Here is a 20158-nt window from a genome sequence, read left to right as displayed (position 1 = left end):
GCCTTCGGCGCCACCTCCCCCTGGCGGGGGAGGATTTACGCCAAGACTGTCCGGCACCGCCTCGGGGAGGGAGGGGAAGCGGTGCCGGACCCCCGGCATGCCGGGGAAGCTGGGTCAGGCGGTGAGGGTGAAGGTCGAATGCACGCCTTCGGCCTGTGCCGAAGGCGCGATCCACACGTCGAACAGGCCCGGCTCGACCGTGGGCTTCAGGTCCCGACCGATGAATTCGAGCTGCGACCGCCTGAGCACGAACCGCACCGTCTCCGATGCCCCGGGAGCGAGCGCGAGCTTGCGGAAGGCCTTGAGCTCACGAACCGGGCGGGTGATGCTCGCCGCGCGATCGCGGATGTAGAGCTGAACCACCTCCTCCGCCGCGCGCGTGCCGCGGTTGGTGATCGTCGCGGTGAAGACGATCTCGCCGTCCCACGCCAGCGTTCCCTGGTCCGGGGTCAGGTTCGCATAGTCGATCTTGCCATAGGTCAGGCCGTGGCCGAACGGATAGAGCGCCGAGTTCGGGATCGAGCGGTAATGGGTCTTATATTCCTCGAGCTTGTCGTCGCTCGGGTTCGGGCGGCCGGTGGGCTTGTGCGCATAATAATAGGGCTGCTGGCCCGGCTCGCGCGGGAAGCTCATCGGCAGGCGGCCCGAGGGGCTGTAGTCGCCGAACAGCACATCGGCGATCGCATTGCCGCTTTCCGACCCCAGGAACCAGGTGACGAGGATCGCGGGCGCGTTCCTGACCGCGCCTTCGAGCGCCAATGCGCGGCCGTTCTTGAGCACGACGATCACCGGCTTGCCGGTCGCGGCGACGGCTTCGGCGAGCGCCTGCTGCGGCGCGGGGACGGTGATGCTGGTGCGCGACTGCGCCTCGCCCGACATGCGCTCGCTCTCACCGATCGCGAGCAGGATGACGTCGGCGTTGCGCGCGGCGGCGACCGCGGCCTCGATCCCGCCGGGGAGCGGGGCCTCGACTTCGGAGCCCTTCACCACGGCGATGTCGGCGGTCTTGCCGAGCGCATTGCGCACGCCGGTCTCGAGATCGATGGCGAGCTTGTTGTCGCCATAGACGCACCACGGGCCGTTGAGGTCGTGCTGGCCGGCCGCGAACGGGCCGATGATCGCGATCTTCTGCCCGCCCTTGCGCAGGGGCAGGATGTCGCCTTCGTTCTTGAGCAGGACGATCGACTTCTTCGCCATCTCACGCGAGAGCGCCAGCGTCGCCTTGGTGCGGCTGCGCGCGGCTTCGCGCTTCTCGTCGATGCGGCGGAAGGGATTCTCGAACAGGCCGAGCGTGGCCTTGATCGCCAGCACCTTGCGCACCGATTCGTCGAGCCGCGCCATCGGCACCTCCCCCTTCTCGACCAGGTCGGGCAGATGATCGCGGTAGAAGCCGCTGGTCATGCTCATGTCGACCCCGGCCATGAAGGCAAGCTTGGTCGCCTCGCGCGCGTCGGCGGCGAAGCCGTGCGCGATCATCTCCATGTCGCCGGTATAGTCGGAGACGACGAAGCCCTGATATTTCCACTCGTCGCGCAGCACGGTGCGCATCAGCCATTCATTGCCGGTGGCGGGGATGCCCGACAGCTCGTTGAACGAAGCCATCGCCGACAGCGCACCGGCATCGAACGCCGACTGGAAGGGCGGGAAGTAGATCTCGCGCAGCGTGCGCTCGGAGATGTCGACGGTGTTGTAGTCGAGCCCCGCCTCGGCCGCGCCATAGGCGGCGAAATGCTTGGCGCAGGCCATCATCGTGTCGATCGCCTTGAGGCTGGCGCCCTGGAAGCCGCGCACGCGGGCGGCGGCGAAGAGGTTGCCGAGATGCACGTCCTCGCCCGCCCCCTCCATGGTGCGGCCCCAGCGCTGGTCGCGCGAAATGTCGACCATCGGCGCGAAGGTCCAGTCGATGCCGGCGGCCGCTGCTTCGTAGGCGGCGGCGGCGGCGGTCTTCTGCGCCAGCGCGGGCTCGAAGCTCGCGGCCTCGCCGACGGGGACGGGGAAGATGGTGCGGTGGCCGTGGATGATGTCGGCGGCAAAGATCAGCGGGATCTTGAGCCGCGATTCCTTGACCGCGGCGGTCTGCATGATCCGGCACATGTGCGTGCCGCTGCCGTTGAACACGCCGGTGAGGAGCCCCTTGCGGACCTCCTCCACCTGCTGCTCGAAATTGGCGTTCGAGCCGCTGGCCGGATTGACGACGGTGCTCCCGCCCCAGGCCGAGGCCATCAGGCTGAGCTGGCCGGCCTTCTCGGCGAGCGTCATCTTCGCGATCAGCGCATCGATGAAGGGCGGAACCTCGACCGTGCCAGCCTGGGCGAGCAGCGCGCGCGCCGGGCTGTGGAGCCACGCCGCGATCGCACCTGCGCCCATCAGCGCCGCGCGGCGGGAAATCCGGGTGTCGAGCATCTTCTTCCTCTCCTGAACGCATCGCGCCGAACCAAGGCGCGGGGGAAATGCTGGCGGATTGCCGCCCCGCTTCAAAAGCCCGCTTTAGGGGTTGTCGCGGCAAACCGTAACCGGTTACATGCCGTCGAGCGAGAAGATTTGCAATCGCGAATGACCCGCCCGAGAACGGATGTTCCAAACGGAGCGGAAGAGGGACGAATGGCCGAGGCGACGATTCGCGATGTGGCACGCCGGGCGCAGGTATCGATCGCATCGGTATCGCGCGCGCTGAACGGCCTCGGCAATGTGCGGCAAGAGACGCGCGACCGCGTGATGGCGGCGGCGGCGGAGCTCGGTTACGTGCCGCATGCCGGTGCGCGCAGCCTGAGCCTGGCGCGGGCGCACGCCGTGGGCGTGGTGCTGCCCGACCTGCATGGCGAGTTCTTCAGCGAGTTCGTGCGCGGCATGGACCGCGAGGCGAGCCGGCGCGGCTATGTGCTGCTGCTGTCCAACATCCATGACGAGAGCGAGCAGGCCGCGAATGCGTTGCGCGCGATGCGCGGGCGGGTCGACGGGCTGATCGTAATGGCGCCGCACCTCTCCGCCGGCATGCTGCAGGCGGCGCTTCCGCCGACCCTGCCCTCGCTGTTCATCAACGGGCCGGAGGAAATCGACGACCGGCCGACGCTGCGGCTCGACAATCTCGGCGCGATGGAGGCGATGGTCGCGCATCTGGTCGCGGGCGGCCGCCGCCGGATCGTCCACATTGCCGGGCCGGAAGGCAATGTCGATGCGCGCGAGCGCGTGCAGGGCTTTCGCGCGGCGATGGCCCGCCATGCGCCGGAGGCCGAACCGGTCGTGCTCGCCGGCGACTTTTCCGAAGAGGGGGGCGAGGCGGCGGCGCTGGCGATCCGCGAGAATCGAATCGCTTGCGACGCGGTGTTCGCGGCCAATGACATGATGGCGATCGGCTGCCTGCAGGCGCTGCGCGCTGCCGGGGTCGACGTTCCCGGCGAGATTGCCGTGGCCGGCTTCGACGATGTGCCGCTGGCCCGCTATCTCGGAATCACCACGGTGCGCGTGCGGATCGCCGAGATGGGCGCGCGCGCGATCGAACGGCTGATCGACATGCTCGAAGGTGGCCCGGCGGACGATCGCGCCGAACGCCACAGCGCCGAACTGGTCGTGCGCGGCACGACCGCCGCGCGCGGATGAACAACGATACTCCAGGAGAGGATAGTATGACGCGTATCCCGATCACCCGCCGCTCGCTGCTCGCGGCCCCGGTGCTTGGCGCCGCCGCGCTCACCCCGGCCTGCGCACGCCCGCTGCTGGCCGAGCCGGCGAAGCCCGCGCTGCCCGGCTGGTATGCCGATCTCGAGAAACGCACCTTCGACTTCTTCTGGGAGCGGGCGAACCGCAGGAACGGGCTGGTGCCCGATCGCTGGCCGAGCCCCTCCTTCTGCTCGATCGCGTCGGTCGGCTTTGCGCTCACCGCCTATCCGGTCGGGGTCGAGCGCGGCTGGGTCTCGCGCGCGCAGGCGGCTGAGCTGACGCGCACCACGCTGCGCTTCTTCTGGAACGCGCCGCAGGGGCCGGAGCCGAGCGGCACCGCGGGCCACAAGGGCTTCTTCTACCATTTCATCGACATGGAGACGGGGCACCGCTTCCGCACCAACGAGCTGTCGAGCGTCGACACCACGCTGCTGTTCATGGGCATCCTGTTCGCGGCCGAGTATTTCCACGCCGACAACGCTGTCGAAGCCGAGATCCGCAAGCTGGCGCACGACATCTATGCCCGTGCCGACTGGAACTTCTTCCGCAGTGACGGGCGCGCGCCGATCTCGATGGGCTGGCACCCCGAGAGCGGGCTGATCCCGGCGAGCTGGCAGGGCTATAATGAGGGGATATTCGTCTACATCCTCGCGCTCGCGTCGCCGACGCATCCCGTGCCGGCGAACAGCTGGGACGTCTGGACCGCGAAGTACGATCATTGCTGGCGCGGCCAGGGCGAGACCCGCCACCTCGCCTTCGCCCCCATGTTCGGCCACCAGTACAGCCATGTCTGGATCGATTTCCGCGGCATCCGCGATCATGCGATGCGCGAGGCGGGGCTCGACTATTTCGAGAACAGCCGCCGCGCCACCTATGCCCAGCGCGCCTATGCCATCGCCAACCCGATGGGCTGGACCGGCTATTCCAGGGACATCTGGGGCCTGACCGCGTGCGACGGGCCGGGCGGGTATGAGCTGCCGTTCAAAGGGCGTACCGCGAGCTTTCGCGCCTACTCCGCCCGCGGCCCGCTGGGCCAGCCCGACGAGTTCGACGATGGCACGCTCGCGCCAACCGCCGCGCTGGGATCGCTGCCCTTCGCGCCCGAGATCGTGATCCCGGCGGCCGAAGCGCTGCGCAAATGGCCGGGACTCTACGGCCAGTACGGCTTCCTCGATTCGTTCAACCCGAGCTTCACCTGGACCGACAAGCGCCTCGCCAACGGCCGGATCAACGGCAAGCATGGCTGGGTCGATACCGACTATATCGGCATCGATCAGGGTCCGATCCTGCTGCAGGCGGCGAACTATCGCAGCGATTTCGTGTGGAAGGTGATGCGAGGATCGAAGGTGGTGCGCCGCGGGCTAGAGCTGGCCGGGTTCACCGGGGGGTGGCTGGCGGGGTAGAGCTGTGCCGGCTTTCAATCCTCCCCCTGGCGGGGGAGGATTGGGATCAGCTCGATCAGCGCACCCGCACCGGCTTGCTGCGCTTCGACACGCCGGTCTCGTTGAATGCCTCGACCGCGGCAAAATAGCCGACGCCGACGTTGAGCGCGCGGAGATCGAGTTGGGCGTCGCCGCCCAACTCGTCGGCAAAGACCTGATAGGTCAGGGTCAGCCGGTCTGGGCGCACGCCCCACATGACGTTGTAGCCGACCGCACCCGGCACCTTGCGCCAGGTCACGCGGGCGTTGCGCTGGTCGGTGTCGCGCACCACCGCGACGCCGTCCGGCATGGCGGGGGCGGCGCCGTCGGCATTGCCGAACACGCGCAGGTCGTTGATCGCGAGATGCGCGCCGCCGATATGGCCGTGGACGTAGCGGACGTAGCGGATCCTCGCGGGCGTCCCGAGCTCGAGATAGGCGTTGGGGCGATCGCGGCGCGGGCCTTCGGTCCGCGCGATCCTCGACCAGCTCCTGCCGTCGACCGAGCCCTCGATGTGGAATTCGGTGTAGATGTCGGGCGCGTCGGCGAAGCGGCCGGCCTTGTAATCGGCGAAATTGACCTGGATCGCGCGCACCGTCTTCGCGGCGCCCAGATCCATGGTCAGCGTCTCGCCCGGCTGTTTGCTGCCCGCGACCCAGAAGGTGCGCGGATTCTCGTCCGAAGCGCGGCTGGCGTCGAACGCGCCGAGCGTCGAGGAGGCAGTGACCGGCTTGCGGTAGGAAAGCAGCATCCAGCCGGTGAACAGCGATTCGATGTCCTCGACCTTCCCGTCCGGCGCCCAATGCGGGAAATCGCCGAAGCGTGCCGAGGACCACATCTGCCCGTCCGCCTCGAAGCGCGCCGGGAACAGGTTGATGCGCCGCTCGAAGGTCCAGTTGGCGCCGAGCCAGGGCGTGCCGGTGTTCCACCAGTTGCCGTGATTGTCCTGGAAGGTCGAGCCGTGCCCGGCGCCCTCGACGAACCCGCCGGGCTTGTAGGCGACCGGATTCCACGGCGCATAGGTCCATGGGCCGAGCGGCGATTTCGAGGTGTAGGTGCCGTTGGCATAGGCATTGTACTCGGTGCCCGGCGCCCCGTACTGGAGATAATAGGTGCCGCCGACCTTGGTCATCCACGCGCCCTCCATGAAGGGCTTGATCGGGGTGCCGTCCGGAAGGCCGCCCGAATGATCCTGCCCGAACCGCTCCCAGCCATGCTGGCCAGGATGGAGCCGGAACATCTCCTGCGCCGGGCCCTTGTAGATGAGCTTGCCGTCGCTGAACTCGATCTCGAGCCCGTAGAGCGGGAAGACGTTGGACGAGTTCCAGTAGAGATACCATTTGCCGTCATCGTCGCGGAACAGCGCCGGATCCCACGGGCCGGGCGGAATCTCGCCGGGCTTCATCTTCTCTTCCTCGCCCGGGCGCACCTGCCCCGGCAGGCGCGGCATGCGGCGCACGAAATAGTCGAGCCTGCCGGTCTCGGGCGCGTCGGAGACGTAGATCGACCCCGGCTCCATCATCGAGGGCATGAGGTAGAGCCGCTCACCGTCCGACCAGGCGGCGGGCGCGACGAAGCTGTCATTCTCCCACCGGCTCGGCGTGATGAAGGTCCAGTCGACCAGATTGGTCGATCGCCAGTATCCGTCGGCGAGCGTCTGGAAGAGATAATAGGCGCCCTTGTGGCGGACGATCACCGGATCGGCGCCGGTGCGATACGAGATGCCCTCGTTCACCTGCTCGAAATTGTAGCGGTAATCGATGTCGATCGGGTTGGCGTAGGTCCGCTTGCCCGGCTGCGCGCTCGCGGCGGTGGCTACGACAGCTGCGAGGGCGAGAGCGCGCTTGAGCATCGAGACGTTCCTCATTTGAGACGGATGAAGAGGTTGGCAGTGAGCCGGCCCTCACGCGGGTCGGCGCTGAGCTTCATGCCCGGCGGAATGATCCCCGAATGGAGCAGCGCGCCGCGGTAGATGACGAGCCTGTCGCGCACTGCGTCGATCCGCCCGGTCTGCTCGAAACAGGCGTTGCTGGCGTTGGTGTAGCCGGTGAGGCTGGCGCTTTCGGCCTGCGCCGCGGCGACGAAGGCAGCACGATTGCCTTCATCCACCAGCTCGATGCCGGTCGAGCGCTGGCGGTAGAAGGCGGTCCCGCTGCCCGGCGCCTGCGTGAGATAGTGAAGAACCGCGACATAATCGGCATCGGCCGAATCGAAATGCGGCGCGCGCTGCGCGGGCGCGAGCGCATCGGGCGGCACGGTGACGATCGAGAAGCTCGCCTCGAGCAGATCGAAGCCGTCGGCATCGAAGGCACCGCCGATGAACGGCGCTGCGGTCTCCAGCAAGCGGCAGGCATAGGCGAACGCCTCGCTATCGGTTTCGGTCACGATGCGCCGCAAGCCGGGATAATAGGTCTGGCTCACCGGGAAGGGCGCAAGCCCCGCCGCGACCGCGACCGCAGCGCCGGGATCGCCGGTGATCCCGTCCACCGTAACGACGGGCTCCCGGCTCTGGCCGAAACGGTGCAGCTCGGGCTTCACCCCTTCTCTCCCGCTTCCGGAAAAGGGGGGGAGGGAGCACTGGCTCCCTCCCCCGGAACATATCGATCCGGAGATCAGAACTTGTACTTGAGGCCCGCCTGGAAGCTGCGCGCGTTCCCGACGGTGCCGTTCTCGCGGAAGGACGGATCGACGCCGCTGCCCGCGCCCCAGGCCGAATAGTTGCGATTGACCGTATCGAAGACGTTGAACGCCGCGAAGCTGGCCTCGAGATCATGCCCCCAGGGCATCTTGAAGTTCTTCGCGATGCGCAGGTCGAGCGTCTCGTAGCCGAGGATCGTATCGGGGAAGAACACGCCGCCCATATTGCCGTAGCAGCACGCCTCCTGCGGCTGGTTGGGCAGGCCGAAGATGACATTGCCGAAGGCCGGGCCCGAGCTCATCGTCAGCGTGCCCGAGATCACCGTATCCCACGGGCCGCGGAAGATGCCGGTGCCGACGAAGCGGTATTTCTCGACCCCCTGCACCCAGCCCCAGCCATAGGCATCCACCGCCGGGCCATTGTAGAACTCGTCATTGTTGGCGAGCTCCTGCGCGACGTTGGTGCGGGCGAACTGCACGGTGAGTGCGGCGGAGAAGCCCCAGCGCGAATTGGCCGTGAACGGTTTCTCGGCGGTCAGGTAGATCGCGTTGTAGACTGCCTTGCCGCTGTTGTCGCCGATGTTGAGCTTGCCGTTGAACCCGGCCAGGTCGCCCTGCGTCGCCGGGCACGCCGCATAGTCGACGTCGGGGAAATTGTCCTGGATCCAGGTGTTGCCGCCATCGGTGCAGCCGATGACGTTGCCGGCCGCGTCGCGCTGCAGCAGGCGGCTGTACCAGCCGTTCGAGAAGCGGTTGCCGCGCACGAAACGGAAGATGTTGTGGCTGCGGATATGCGAATAGGTGATCGCCGTCTGAATCTCGCCGAACCGCTTGCGCACGCCGATGTTGAACTGATCCGAATAGGGCAGCTTGGTCTTGTTGTTGAGCAGCCAGATGTCGCCTCCGGTGCCGAGCGCAGCCGCGGCCGAGCGCAACGTATCGACATTGCGGAAGGCAGGATTCCACACCAGCGTATCGCGCGGGAGGTTGCCGCCATTGCCGGCGCGCAACGTCGGGCAGTCGGGCACCCCGGGCGTGACGGCTTCCGTGCAGAAATTGGCCTGGACGACGCGTTCGTGCCGGTTCTTGATCGTCTCGATGCCCGATGTGATGAACAGCGGGCGGTCGTAATAGCGGCCCGCGCCGGCGAAGAAGACGAGGTCGCGATCGCCCTTCACGTCATAGCTGATGCCGATGCGCGGCTGGAACGCGCCCCAGAAGGGATCGCGGTTGTCGCCGGTCGAGATATAGTCCTCCGGGTTGATCCCGGCGGCCTTCCAGCCCGGATAGTTCCGCAGCGCCGTCGCGACATTGTCGGGCGTCACGAAATTCTCGTTCTTGGCGTTGGTCTCGAAATCCCAGCGCAGGCCGAGGTTGACCGTCCAGTGATCGTCGATGGTCCAGTCGTCCTGCACGAACAGGCCGATCTGGGTGTTGTTCGCACGGCCTGGCTCGAACGGCTGAACGTTGATGCGCGCGCCATAGGGCGTGCTCGCATCGAAGCCGGTATAGCTCGCGGCGTTGAAGAAATAGCCGCCGTTGCTGCGATTGTCCTCGAGCCGCTCATATTTGTTGAACGACACCTTGGCGCCCGCCTTGATCGTGTGCGCACCGCCATAGAGGGTGACGTTGTTCTTGATCGTCCACGATTTCTGGGAATCGTTCTGCTCGAAACTGCCCGCGCCGAGCGCCGCGACCGTGCCAAAGTCGGTGCCGTTCGACAGGACGATCTCCGGCCCGTCGCTGCCCCGGCGCGCACCGTTCTCGACGGTGCTGTAGGACAGGAAGAATTCGTTGAGCCAGCTGTCACCGCGATGGCTCCAGTCGAGCTGGAAATTCTTGACCTTGTTGTTGATCGGGCCGCCATGGCTGGGCACCGATGTGCCACCGACGCCGCCGATATTGGATTCGTCGCGGATGAACGCCGAAAGGTTGATCGTATCCTGCGCCGACGCGAACAGCGTCAGCTTGCCGAAATAGAGCTTCTGATTGAAATCGAGCGGATAGCTGCCGTTGAACTGCGAGATCAGATTCGCGGGCACGGGCGGCCGCAAGTCGACATTGCCCGACGGCTTGGTCTTGTCGGTCGCTTCGAACGCGCCGTAGAAATGCAGCACGTCCTTGATGATCGGGCCGCCCAGATCGGCGCCATATTGCCAGCGATTATAGTCCGGCTTCTCCCTTGAGCCGTCGCGATTGTTGGCCTTGCCCGGCCGGTCGAAATAGGGCTGGCCGAAGAACGCCTTGGGTTGCCATTCGGCGAACAGCGTGCCGTGCAGCTCCTGCCCGCCAGTCTTGGTCACCGCGGTGATGATCGCCGATCCGGCCTGCTCATACTCGGCCTTGAAGTTCTGCGTGTTGACCGCGAATTCCTGGATCGCGAGCTGCGGGAAGGGATTGCCTTCCGAGAAATTCTGGCCCGACAGGCCGCCATGGTTGATCGGGTTCTTCATGCTGAGCCCGTCGATGAACACATTGGTCTGATCGGGGCTCACCGCGCCTGCCTGAACCTGCCGGTTGCTCCCCGGGGGCGACACCGACACGCCTGGGGCCAGGGCCGCGAAGTTCAGGAAGTTGCGGTCGTTCTGCGGAAGGTTCTCGATCTGCTGGGGCGAGACGTTGGTGGTGACCGTAGCGGTGCGCACCTCGTTGCGGCCGCGGCGACCGGTGACGACCACTTCGGTGCCGCCCGGCGCAGCGGGCGCGGGGGACGCGATATCATAGACGACGGTCTGGCCGACCGGAACGACGACGGTCTCCGCCTCGACGCCGGCCGCCTCGACACGATAGGTGCCGGGCCGCAGGCCGGGAACGAAGTAATTGCCGTTGGCATCGACGGTCGCCGTGACCGTCTGCCCGGTATTGCTGTCGGTGATGGTGACCGTCGCGCCGGCCGCGGCGCCTTCGACATGGCCGCGCAACGCGGAGGTGGTCTGTGCGAAGGCGGACGTGCTGATCATCAGCGCGGCGGCGAAGGCGCCGGCCGAAACGCCGCGGACGAGTTGCGAACGCTTGCTACGGAAATCCGTCATCAATCTGCTCCCCTAAACACCGGCCGATCGATTCTGATCGATGAATGTAACCGGTTACAGCGCCGCCGGAGCTTTTGGCATCTCCTGGCACGCGACTTACAAGCGCACATATGACTACGTTGTCAATTGCATTTTTGGAGGAGGCGGATCGCGATCGGCAAGATGGTCCGGGCGCGCGATGCCCGGACCATCCGGAGCTTTACTCCCACCAATAGGGCAAGCGCCTGGCCGTCCCGGTCTCGACCTCGTTCATCGTCCTGGCATCATAAAGACGGCCGCCGAGCATGACGCGGCTGATCTTGTCGCTGTTGCGGATGTCGGCGGTAGGATCGGCGTCGAGCACCACGAGATCGGCGAGCTTGCCCGGTTCGATCGATCCGACGTCCCCGGCGAAGCCGAGCGATCTCGCCGAATCGATCGTGCCGGCGCGCAGCGCCTCGACCGGGATCATGCCGCCGCGGACGAACGACCACAGCTCCCAGTGCGAGCCGATCCCGGCCTGCTGCCCGTGCGCACCGATCGCGACCAGCCTGCCCGTCGCGGCCACCTTCTTCGCCTCGCGCGCATTATCGTCGTCGACGAAATTGTCCTCGGGCGCCTTGGTCACGCGCATCGTGTCCGACCGCAGCCGCGCGGGCGGGGTGTGGACCATCAGCGGGTTCTTCCACACATCGGTCGCCTGCCGCCAATAGGGATCGCCGGCGAGGCCGCCATAGCTCACCACAAGGGTCGGCGTGTAATTGGTGTCGGACTGGCCGAACAGCTGGAGCACGTCCTTGTAGAAGATGTCCGCGGGGATGTTGTGCTCGAGCGTCGAGTTGCCGTCGGCGATCAGGTTCATATCCATGCCGAACAGCGATCCGCCCTCGGCGACGACCTGCATATTCTCGGCGCGGGCGGCCGCGACCACCATCTGGCGCTGCTCGCGGCGCGGCTGGTTGTAGTTCTTCACCGAATGCGCGCCCTGTGCCTTGAGGCGGCGGACATGGGCGAGCGCATCCTCATAGCTGTCGATCTGCGCATAGACGTCGGCGTTCTTGGCGCCGTAGACGATCTCGCCGGTCGAGAAGATGCGGGGGCCGAGGATCTTGCCCGCGCGCTGCATCTGCTGCGCGGCGAAGACCAGGCTCGCCTGGCTCGACGGATCGTGGATCGTGGTGGTGCCCAGCGCGAGATTCTGGATCAGCGACCAGTTCTGCTGCGGCACGAGATCGTCGGTGCCATAGGGGCCGTGGGCATGGGCATCGACCAGCCCTGGGATGATCGTCTTGCCGGTGACGTCAATCATCTTCGTGCCCGCGGGGAGCTGGATCGCAGCGGTGGGCGCGACCTGAACGATGCGGTCGCCCTCGATCAGGATCGTCGCATTGTCGATGATGCCGCCATCGGCGCCCGCCATCGTCACCACGCGCGCGCCAGCGAGCGCGACGCGGCCGGCCGGTTTCGCGGCCTTTACTTCCATCGCCAGTGAGGTGGTGCGCGGCGTCACGTTCGGCTTGGCGCCGGGCGCGCTGGCAAAGAAGCTGGCGCGGTCGGCGGTGTAGAGCGTTGGCCCCATGCTCCAATGGAGGCGCGAGCCGTCGCCCGACCAGTGGATATAATCGGCGCCGTCGCTGCTGACGCGGATGACGGGAAGCGCATCGGCCTTCGGCCCGACGGTCACTTCCTGTCCGCCGGGCATCAGCGGCATCGCGAAGACCTGGTAGTTCTGGCGGAAGGCGACGCTCTTGCCGTCCGGCGCGACGATATAGTCATTGGCGAGCTCGCCGCTGGCATGGACGCGCCTGCCCTCGCCATTGAGGTCGGTCGAGACGAGCTGGAGCTTGTCCTCGCCCTGGCTGATCATGAACAGCCGGTCGCTTCCCGCGCCGAATTGCGGGCGGGCCATGCCGCGCGCGACGAGCTCGGGCACGCCGCCCGCCGCCGCGACGCGATAGACGCCGGGGTCGTTGGACCAGCCGGGCGCGGTGAGGCCGCCGCCCGCCGCCTTCTCGAACGCGATCGTCCGGCCATCAGGAGAGAATTGCGGGCGCGCGTAGAGGCCGGGCTGGCTCGTCACGTCCTTCGCCGCGCCACCGGAAGCGGCGACGGTGCGGATTCGGCCCAGCTTCGCGTCGCTCCATTCGACGAAGACGATCGAACGGCCGTCGCGCGACCAGGAGGGATAGAGTTCGAACCCGGCATCCTCGGCGAGACCGGTGAGCCGTTTGGGCGTGCCGCCCGACACAGGCTTGATCCACAACTTGCCCATGCTCTCGAACACGACGCGACCGCCATCGGGCGAGACCGCGGCGAAGCGCGTCATCTTCGTCGTGAAGCTCGCCGGCGCAACCTCGATCTGAGGATGGGTGGCGCCGGCGACCGCACGGGTGTCGGCGACGCGGAAGGGAATCACCGCGGCGTTCGATCCATCGGCATCGACGCGGCGGATCTTGCCGCCGGCCCAGAAGACCACCGACTTGCTGTCGGGCGTCCAGTCCATGTTGGGATAGACGCCGGTGACCGCCCAGGTCTCCTGCACGTCCTGGTCGAGCGCGTCGTAGATCTTGCGTTCCTCGCCCGAGGTTAGGTCGCGGACATAGAGCTTGGACTTGGTCGCCTCGCGCCGGACGAAGGCGATCTTCTTCCCATCGGGCGAGGGCGTCGGACGGACCGAGCCGCCGAGGCCGGATACCGCTGTCGTCGTCTCGCCGCTTTCGAGATCGTAGCGCTCGATGTTGAACAGGTTCGTGTTCGAATCCTGCGCGTACTCGAAGATCGGGCCGGGGGTGACGTTGCGCGTGAAGAACACCGACTTGCCGTCCGCGGCATAGACCGGCTCGCCGAGCTCCTTCTGGTGGCGCTCGTTGACGCGCTTGACCAGCTTCACCCCGCTGCCGCCCGAGACATGGTAGAGCCAGACCTCGCCCGTGCCGAGCGAGCGGCCGGTCGTGAAGTGCTTCTTGGCGACGATATACTGGCCGTCGGGCGACCAGCTCGGCTGGTTGAGGAGGCGGAAATCCTCCTTGGTCAGCTGCTTCTTGTCGCTGCCGTCGGCATTCATGATCCATATATTGTCGCCCCCGCCGCGATCGGAGGTGAAGGCGATGCGGCCGCCGTCGGGCGAGAAGCGTGGATGCACCTCCCAGGCAAGGCCCTCGGCGATCCGCGTCGGCGTGCCGCCGGCGATCGGCATGGTGTAGATGTCGCCGAGCAAAGCGAAGGCGATCGTGCGGCCGTCGGGCGAGACATCGACGTCGATCCAGGTGCCTTCGTCGGTGTCGATCCCCGCTTGCTTGAGCGTCGCGCCCTGCGGTGCGTTGACGTCCCATTTGGGCTTTTCGGCAGGCTTGTCCTGGGCGTGCGCCTGCCCCAGGACGAAAAGCGCGGCGAGGACGCCGGCGAGCGAATGACGCATGCAAGAAGCTCCCTGAAACCTGTTCTGGCGGGAGAAGTAACGGGCGAAACCGCCCGCGTCACGTTCTTGCTTAGGGCTTCGGCACCGGCCCCCTCCCCCACCCGGCCACCCACTTCAGTGTATCTTGATGGGTGGCCGGGTGGGGGAGCGGGCCGGTGCCGCTTAGGCGCTAGCCGAAGAAGCTCACCTCCGCAGCAGGAAGACGGCGTGCTCGGCCCGGAAATTGGCAGCGGCGGCGCTGGTGCGCTGATCGCCGGAGAGGAACCAGGCCGCCTCGACCGTGATGCCGCGCTCGCGGACATAAGCGCGGAAGTCATCGACCGTGACGTGATGGATGTTGGGGGTCTCGTACCAGGCGACCGGCAGCAGCCGCGTCACCGGCATGCGTCCGCCCCACAGCAGCGAAACCCGCACGCGCCAATGCGCGAAATTGGGGAAGGAGACGAAGGCGCGCTCGCCGATCCGCAGCAGATGATCGAGCACGTGATGCGGGTACATCGTCGTCTGCAACGTTTGGCTCAGGATCGCATAGTCGAAGCTGGCGTCGGGATAATCGGCAAGGTCACGGTCGGCGTCGCCCTGAATCACCGAAAGCCCGCGCGACACCGCAGTCGCGACATTGACGGGATCGATCTCCAGCCCGCGCGCGTCGCATTGCCGGTCGTCGCGCAGCGCCGCCATCAGCGCGCCGTCGCCGCAGCCGACATCGAGCACCCGGCTGCCCGGCGCGACATTCGCGGCGATGATCGCGAGATCGGGACGCAGCGCGCTCATGCCGCACCGCGCTGGTACACATCGGGATCGTGGCGCTGCATGAACAATTCCGGCTGGGCGATCGGCTGCCATCCGAGTGCGGCGTACACGCCATGCGCGTCGCTGGTCGCCAGCATCCAGCGGCGCAGGCCCTGCAGCTCGGGGTGATCCTGCAGCGCCTGCACCATCGCCTTAGCCAACCCCTTGCCGCCATGCTCGGGCAGCACGAACACGTCGGCGAGATAGGCGAAGGTCGCGCGGTCGGTCACCACGCGCGCGAAGCCGACCTGCTCTCCGTCGCGATAGGCGCCGACGCAGACCGAATTGGCGATCGCGCGCGCCAGCGTCTCGCGCGGCATGCCGATCGCCCAATAGCTCCGGGCAATGAACCCGTGGATCACATCGAGCTGGAGCCGCGCACGATCGAGGCTGATGTCATAGCCCTGCGTCATTGCCCTGCCTTCAGGAAGCCGTCGACCACGCGGTTCAGCTCCGGCGCTTCGAGCAGGAACGCGTCGTGGCCGAAGGGCGAGGACAGCTCGACGAAGCTGACCGGCGCGCCCGCGGCATTGAGCGCATGGACGATCGCGCGTGAATCGCGCGTGGGGTAGAGCCAGTCGGTGTCGAAGCTGACGAGGCAGAAGCGCGCTTTGGTCTCCCGGAAGGCGTTGGCGAGCAGCCCGCCATGCTCTTCGGCGAGGTCGAAATAGTCCATCGCCCGGGTGATGTAGAGATAGGCGTTGGCGTCGAACCGGTCGACGAACGACAGTCCCTGATGGCGCAGATAGCTTTCGATCTGGAAGTCGGCGTCGAAGCCGAACGACTTGGCCTCTCGTGCCTGAAGCCGCCGCCCGAATTTCTCGGTCAGGCCGGCTTCGGAGAGATAGGTGATGTGCGCGGCCATGCGCGCGACGGCGAGGCCGGCTGCGGGCGGCTCGCTTTCATAATAGGCGCCGCCGTTCCAGCGCGGATCGGCCATCACCGCCTGCCGCCCGACCTCATGGAAGGCGATGTTCTGCGCCGAATGGCGCGCGGTCGAGGCGATCACCACCGCGGCATCGACACGATCGGGGAAGGTCGCGGGCCAGCTCAGCGCCTGCATGCCGCCCATCGATCCGCCGACCACCGCCTTCAGCCGCGCGACACCGAGATGGTCGAGCAACATCGCCTGCGCGCGGACCATGTCGCGGATCGTGATGACCGGAAACTCCATCCCCCAGGGCTTGCCGGTCGCGGGATTGACGGTGGCCGGTCCGGAGCTGCCCATGCAGCTGCCCAGCACATTGGCGCAGACGATGAAATGGCGCTCGGGATCGATTGGCTTGCCGGGGCCGACCATCCGCGTCCACCAGCCCGGCTTGCCGGTCACCGGATGCGGCGAGGCGACATGCTGGTCGCCGGTCAGCGCGTGGCAGATCAGGATCGCGTTGCCGCCGTCGGGTGCGAGCGTGCCATAGGTCTCGTAGGCGATCTCGACCGGCGACAGCAGCACGCCGCCGTCGAGCCGGAGCGGCCCGGGCAGGGTGACGTGGCGCGATAGGCCGAAGCGCTGGTCGTCGGACATGCGCGCCTGACTAGGGACGCGAGGCGCTGCGTTCAAGCGGCTCGGCGACGCGCGCGCGCCGCGATCACCGCCTGGGCGGCGAGGCGGCCGGTCTGCGCGCCGCCGTTCATGAAGCCGACCCAGGCGTCGGAGACATGCTCGCCCGCGAAGATCAACCGTCCGGCGACCGCCTGCTGCCGCTCGGCCGCATCATCGGATTCGACCCAGAAGAGCGGGCCGAAGCGGGTGAGTTGGCCCGGTGCGCTGTTGGTATAGGCGCCGAGCGTCAGCGCGTCGTTGCTCCAGTTGGTGCGGCGGACGGTGCCGCCGGCCACCGCCTTCTCCATTCCCGGGATCGCGCGCTCGGTGAGCTTGGCAAAGGCAGGCGCCAGGAGTTGCGGCGAGGCCACCGCTGCCGCCGCGACCTGCTCGCCGCCCATGAACCAGGTCCATACCGGCTTGCCGTTCGCCTCCCCCTGGATGGTGCCATCCCAGCCCAAGGCATAGGGCGGAGCGGTATCCCAAAGCTCACCCCCCGTGCCGAGAATCTCAGCCCAGGGCGCCGCGGATGCCGTGACCTGAAGCTTCTCGTTGCGGCCGAGATCCGCCCCCGCGATGAACTCGCGCCAGCGCGCGGAGAGTGGGACGGCGAAGTCGATCTGACGCAGGGTCGGCGCAGGGACGGCGACGATCACCGTATCGGCCGTGGCATGGGTGCCGTCGAGAAATTCGAGCCGGATGCCGCTCCCGGTCTCGCGGATCGCGTGCAGGCGCCGCCCGGTCTCGATCCGGTCGCGATGCGCCCCGGCAATGGCGGCGGCGAGCCTGCCCGATCCGCCCGCGATGACATAGCGCTCGTCGCTGCCCGCCAGCACCTCGACATGCTCGCCCTTCACCGTGGGCAGGTTGAAGATGAGCTGGAGGGCCGAGGCCTTGTCCGGCTCGGCGCCATATTCGGTGCGGATGCTCGATTCGATCAGCGCGCGGATGCGCGGGTCGCCGATCAGCGCGGCGTGACGATCGAGATACTGCGCGACGGAGAGCCGGTCGATCGCCGCCGCGGCCCGGGGGCTCGCGTCCACCGCCTCTGAATCGCGCGCGATGCGCGTGGCCAGCGGAGCGAGCAGGCGCGCCAGCTCGGCCTGCTGTGCCACCGCCCCGTCCGCCAGCACCACCGACTGGTGCGGGCCGGACTTGCGGTCGATCAGCGGCACGGCGAATTCCCTGGCCAGCGCATGCATGTCCGCATGGTCCGAGTTCACGAGCTGGCCTCCCGCCTCGAACAGTTGCCCGCTCACGGTGCGCTGGGTGTACATGCGCCCGCCGAGGCGGTTACGCGCCTCGTAGAGTCGCGCATCGATGCCCGCCCTGGACAGGTGATGCAGCGCCGAGAGCCCCGCGATGCCGCCACCGACGATCGCCACCCGCCCCGATGCGGGCAGCGCGAAGGCCGGAGCGGGAAGTCCTGCCGCGATCCCGCTCGCCGCCATGCCCTGAAGCAATGCGCGGCGGCCGATCCCGCCATGGCCGGGGCGCGGCGGCGGCATGCCACGCTCTGCCAGGCCCTGCCGGCGTGCCAGCTCCAGTGCCCGCCACAGCGTCTCGCTTCCCCGCATCGTCATTCCCCTGTTTGGCGGACGGCCTAGCACAGAGCGATTTCGCAAACCTTGCCATTCTTACCCGCTTCGGCCATCGCGCGCGCCATGACCGCATCCGTCTCCAAGCCGCAGCCCAAGCCCTGGATCATGGCCATCGCCCCCTACGTGCCGGGCAAGTCCAAGACCGATGACGGCCGCAAGGCGATCAAGCTCTCGTCGAACGAAAACCCGCTCGGCACCTCGGACAAGGCGCGCGCAGCCTTCGCCACCGCGGCAAACAGCCTCGAGCGCTATCCTGACGCGAGCGCGGTCGAGCTGCGCGAGGCGCTGGCGCAGCTCCACGGGCTCGATCCCGCGCGGATCATCTACGGCAACGGATCGGACGAGGTTCTGCATCTCGCCGCCGGCGCGTTCGCCGGGCCGGGCGACGAGATCATCTACGTCAATTACGGCTTCACCGTTTACCCGATCGCGACCCGCCGGGTGGGCGCGACCCCGGTGGTGGCGCCCGACAGGGACTATGCGACCGACGTCGACGCGATCCTCGCCAGCGTGACCGAGCGGACGCGGATGGTGTTCATCGCCAACCCCAACAATCCGACCGGCACCTATGCCAGCCGCGAGGAGATCGCGCGGCTGCACGCGGGGCTGCGTCCCGACATCCTGTTGGTGCTCGATCATGCCTATGCCGAATATATCGAAGGCGAGATCGACGATGGCGGGATGGAGCTGGCCAGGACCCAGCCCAATGTGCTGGTCACGCGCACCTTCTCCAAGCTCTACGGCCTGGCCGCCGAGCGGATCGGCTGGGGCTATGGCTCGGCCGAGGTGATCGAGGCGATGCACCGCATCCGCCTGCCCTTCAGCATCACCATCGCGGGCACCGCGGCGGCGATCGCGGCGCTGCATGACGCGGAATTCGTCGAACACACCCGCAGCCATAATGCGCAGTGGCGCCGCTGGTTCGCGGACGAGATCGCCAAGCTCGGCAATGCCGGGCTACGCGCGGTGCCGAGCCAGGCGAATTTCGTGCTGGTGCTGTTCGAGGGCGCGCTGACCGCCGAGGCGGCGTACAAGGGGTTGATGGACGAGGGTTATATCGTCCGCTGGCTGCCCGGCCAGGGCCTGCCCCATGGCCTGCGCATCACCATCGGCACCGAGGACGAGACGCGCGCCGTCGCCGCGATCCTGCAGAAGCTGGTGGCGCAGACGCAAGCTTCCGTGGCTGCGGGATGAAACGTTTCGGGATCATCGGCTTCGGCCGGTTCGGGCAGCTCGCTGCAAAGCATCTGCGCGATCACTTCTCGGTCGTCGTGAACGATACCGGCGAGATCGGCGAGGCGGCGGCGGCGATCGGCGTCGAGGCCGGCACGCTGGCGGACGCCGCGGCCTGCGACGTGGTGATGCTGGCAGTGCCGGTGCAGGCGATGGCGGCGGCCATCACCGCGATCGCCCCGCTGGTGCGGCCGGGTGCGCTGGTTCTGGATGTCGCCTCGGTCAAGATGCTCCCCGCGCGCTGGATGCTCGAGGCACTGCCCGATAGCGTCGACATCGTCGCGACTCACCCGCTGTTCGGCCCGCAGAGCGCGCGGGGCGGCTTGAAGGGGCAGCCGCTGGTGGTCTGCGCGGTGCGCGGCGAGCGGCACCACAAGGTCGCCGAGTTCGGCCGCGGCCTCGGCCTTACGGTCTCGATCACCAGCGCCGAGGAGCATGACCGCGAAATGGCCTATGTCCAGGCGCTGACCCACCTGATCGGGCGCGCGCTGGTCAACATCCGCATTCCCGACGAGGAGCTGAAGACCAGCAGCTACCAGCACCTGCTGGAATTGTGCGGGCTGATCCGCGACGATACCAAGGAACTGTTCTTCGCGATCCAGAACCTCAACCCCTATGCCGAGGAGATCACCCGCCAGTTCATCGCCGAGGCCAATGGCCTGCTGGCAGAGAGCCTGAAGGCGGGGAATCGCAGCGCGGCGGATTAGAGTCTGTCCTGATTATGCTGAATCGATTGGGGATTCCCAAGAGGGTGTGATTGTGATTCAAGCTGCTGGCTGGCAGGAGGCCAGCAGGGATGGCACGAGCCTATTCTGACGATTTGCGAGAGCGTGTTGCGGCAGCGG

13 protein-coding genes are annotated in these 20158 nt (G+C 67.3%); 4 read left to right on the top strand and 9 right to left on the bottom strand.

Annotation, left to right across the window (positions count from 1 at the left end; genetic code table 11):
• Positions 1-114 precede the first annotated feature (114 nt).
• A complete protein-coding gene (locus VGD28_RS05040) occupies positions 115-2403 on the bottom strand; it encodes a glycoside hydrolase family 3 N-terminal domain-containing protein (RefSeq protein WP_331027236.1) in 2289 nt (762 codons plus the stop codon).
• Positions 2404-2601: 198 nt separating this feature from the next.
• On the opposite strand from VGD28_RS05040, the gene VGD28_RS05035 reads away from it, so the two are divergent.
• A complete protein-coding gene (locus tag VGD28_RS05035) occupies positions 2602-3597 on the top strand; it encodes a LacI family DNA-binding transcriptional regulator (protein ID WP_331027235.1) in 996 nt (331 codons plus the stop codon).
• 26 nt (positions 3598-3623) lie between these two features.
• Entirely contained in the window at positions 3624-5060 is a 1437-nt protein-coding gene (locus tag VGD28_RS05030) for a glucoamylase family protein (protein ID WP_331027234.1), read from the top strand.
• A 55-nt stretch (positions 5061-5115) separates the two neighbouring features.
• Here the strand turns inward: VGD28_RS05030 and VGD28_RS05025 are convergent, their stop codons facing one another.
• The 8 genes from VGD28_RS05025 to VGD28_RS04990 all read right to left on the bottom strand — a co-directional run bounded on the left by VGD28_RS05025 (position 5116) and on the right by VGD28_RS04990 (position 18056).
• The gene (locus VGD28_RS05025) at positions 5116-6930 is read right to left on the bottom strand and encodes a family 43 glycosylhydrolase (RefSeq protein ID WP_331027233.1); all 1815 of its coding nucleotides are present in this window, start codon (positions 6928-6930) and stop codon (positions 5116-5118) included.
• Positions 6931-6941: 11 nt separating this feature from the next.
• Positions 6942-7616, bottom strand: coding sequence for a DUF6445 family protein (locus VGD28_RS05020; RefSeq protein WP_331027232.1), 675 nt, complete (start codon positions 7614-7616; stop codon positions 6942-6944).
• A gap of 74 nt (positions 7617-7690) precedes the next feature.
• On the bottom strand, positions 7691-10747 hold the full coding sequence (locus tag VGD28_RS05015; protein WP_331027231.1) for a TonB-dependent receptor: 3057 nt from the start codon (positions 10745-10747) through the stop codon (positions 7691-7693).
• Between the two features lie 199 nt (positions 10748-10946).
• On the bottom strand, positions 10947-14144 hold the full coding sequence (locus VGD28_RS05010) for an amidohydrolase family protein (RefSeq protein WP_331027230.1): 3198 nt from the start codon (positions 14142-14144) through the stop codon (positions 10947-10949).
• 183 nt (positions 14145-14327) lie between these two features.
• Complete coding sequence (gene metW / locus VGD28_RS05005) at positions 14328-14918, bottom strand: methionine biosynthesis protein MetW (protein WP_331027229.1); 591 nt, start codon at positions 14916-14918, stop codon at positions 14328-14330.
• Positions 14915-15349: a GNAT family N-acetyltransferase gene (locus VGD28_RS05000; protein WP_331027228.1), complete on the bottom strand. Its 435-nt coding sequence runs from the start codon at positions 15347-15349 to the stop codon at positions 14915-14917. Before VGD28_RS05000 ends, metW begins: the two co-directional genes overlap by 4 nt.
• Positions 15346-16461 (bottom strand): homoserine O-acetyltransferase MetX, encoded by a 1116-nt coding sequence (gene metX / locus VGD28_RS04995; protein ID WP_331027227.1) that lies wholly within the window; start codon positions 16459-16461, stop codon positions 15346-15348. The genes VGD28_RS05000 and metX overlap by 4 nt, the downstream gene beginning before the upstream one ends.
• Before the next feature lie 32 nt (positions 16462-16493).
• Positions 16494-18056 (bottom strand): NAD(P)/FAD-dependent oxidoreductase, encoded by a 1563-nt coding sequence (locus VGD28_RS04990; protein ID WP_331027226.1) that lies wholly within the window; start codon positions 18054-18056, stop codon positions 16494-16496.
• An 87-nt stretch (positions 18057-18143) separates the two neighbouring features.
• On the opposite strand from VGD28_RS04990, the gene hisC reads away from it, so the two are divergent.
• Both hisC and VGD28_RS04980 read left to right on the top strand, forming a co-directional pair.
• Positions 18144-19274: a histidinol-phosphate transaminase gene (gene hisC / locus VGD28_RS04985; protein WP_331027225.1), complete on the top strand. Its 1131-nt coding sequence runs from the start codon at positions 18144-18146 to the stop codon at positions 19272-19274.
• Positions 19271-20020, top strand: a complete 750-nt coding sequence (locus VGD28_RS04980) for a prephenate dehydrogenase/arogenate dehydrogenase family protein (protein WP_331027224.1) — start codon at positions 19271-19273, stop codon at positions 20018-20020. Before hisC ends, VGD28_RS04980 begins: the two co-directional genes overlap by 4 nt.
• Positions 20021-20158 lie beyond the last annotated feature (138 nt).

This window comes from Sphingomonas sp. (assembly GCF_036402235.1).
Classification (GTDB): Bacteria; Pseudomonadota; Alphaproteobacteria; order Sphingomonadales; family Sphingomonadaceae; genus Sphingomonas.
The sequence above is the reverse complement of the archived record's forward strand: the minus strand, read 5'-3'. Positions and strand labels throughout refer to the sequence as shown.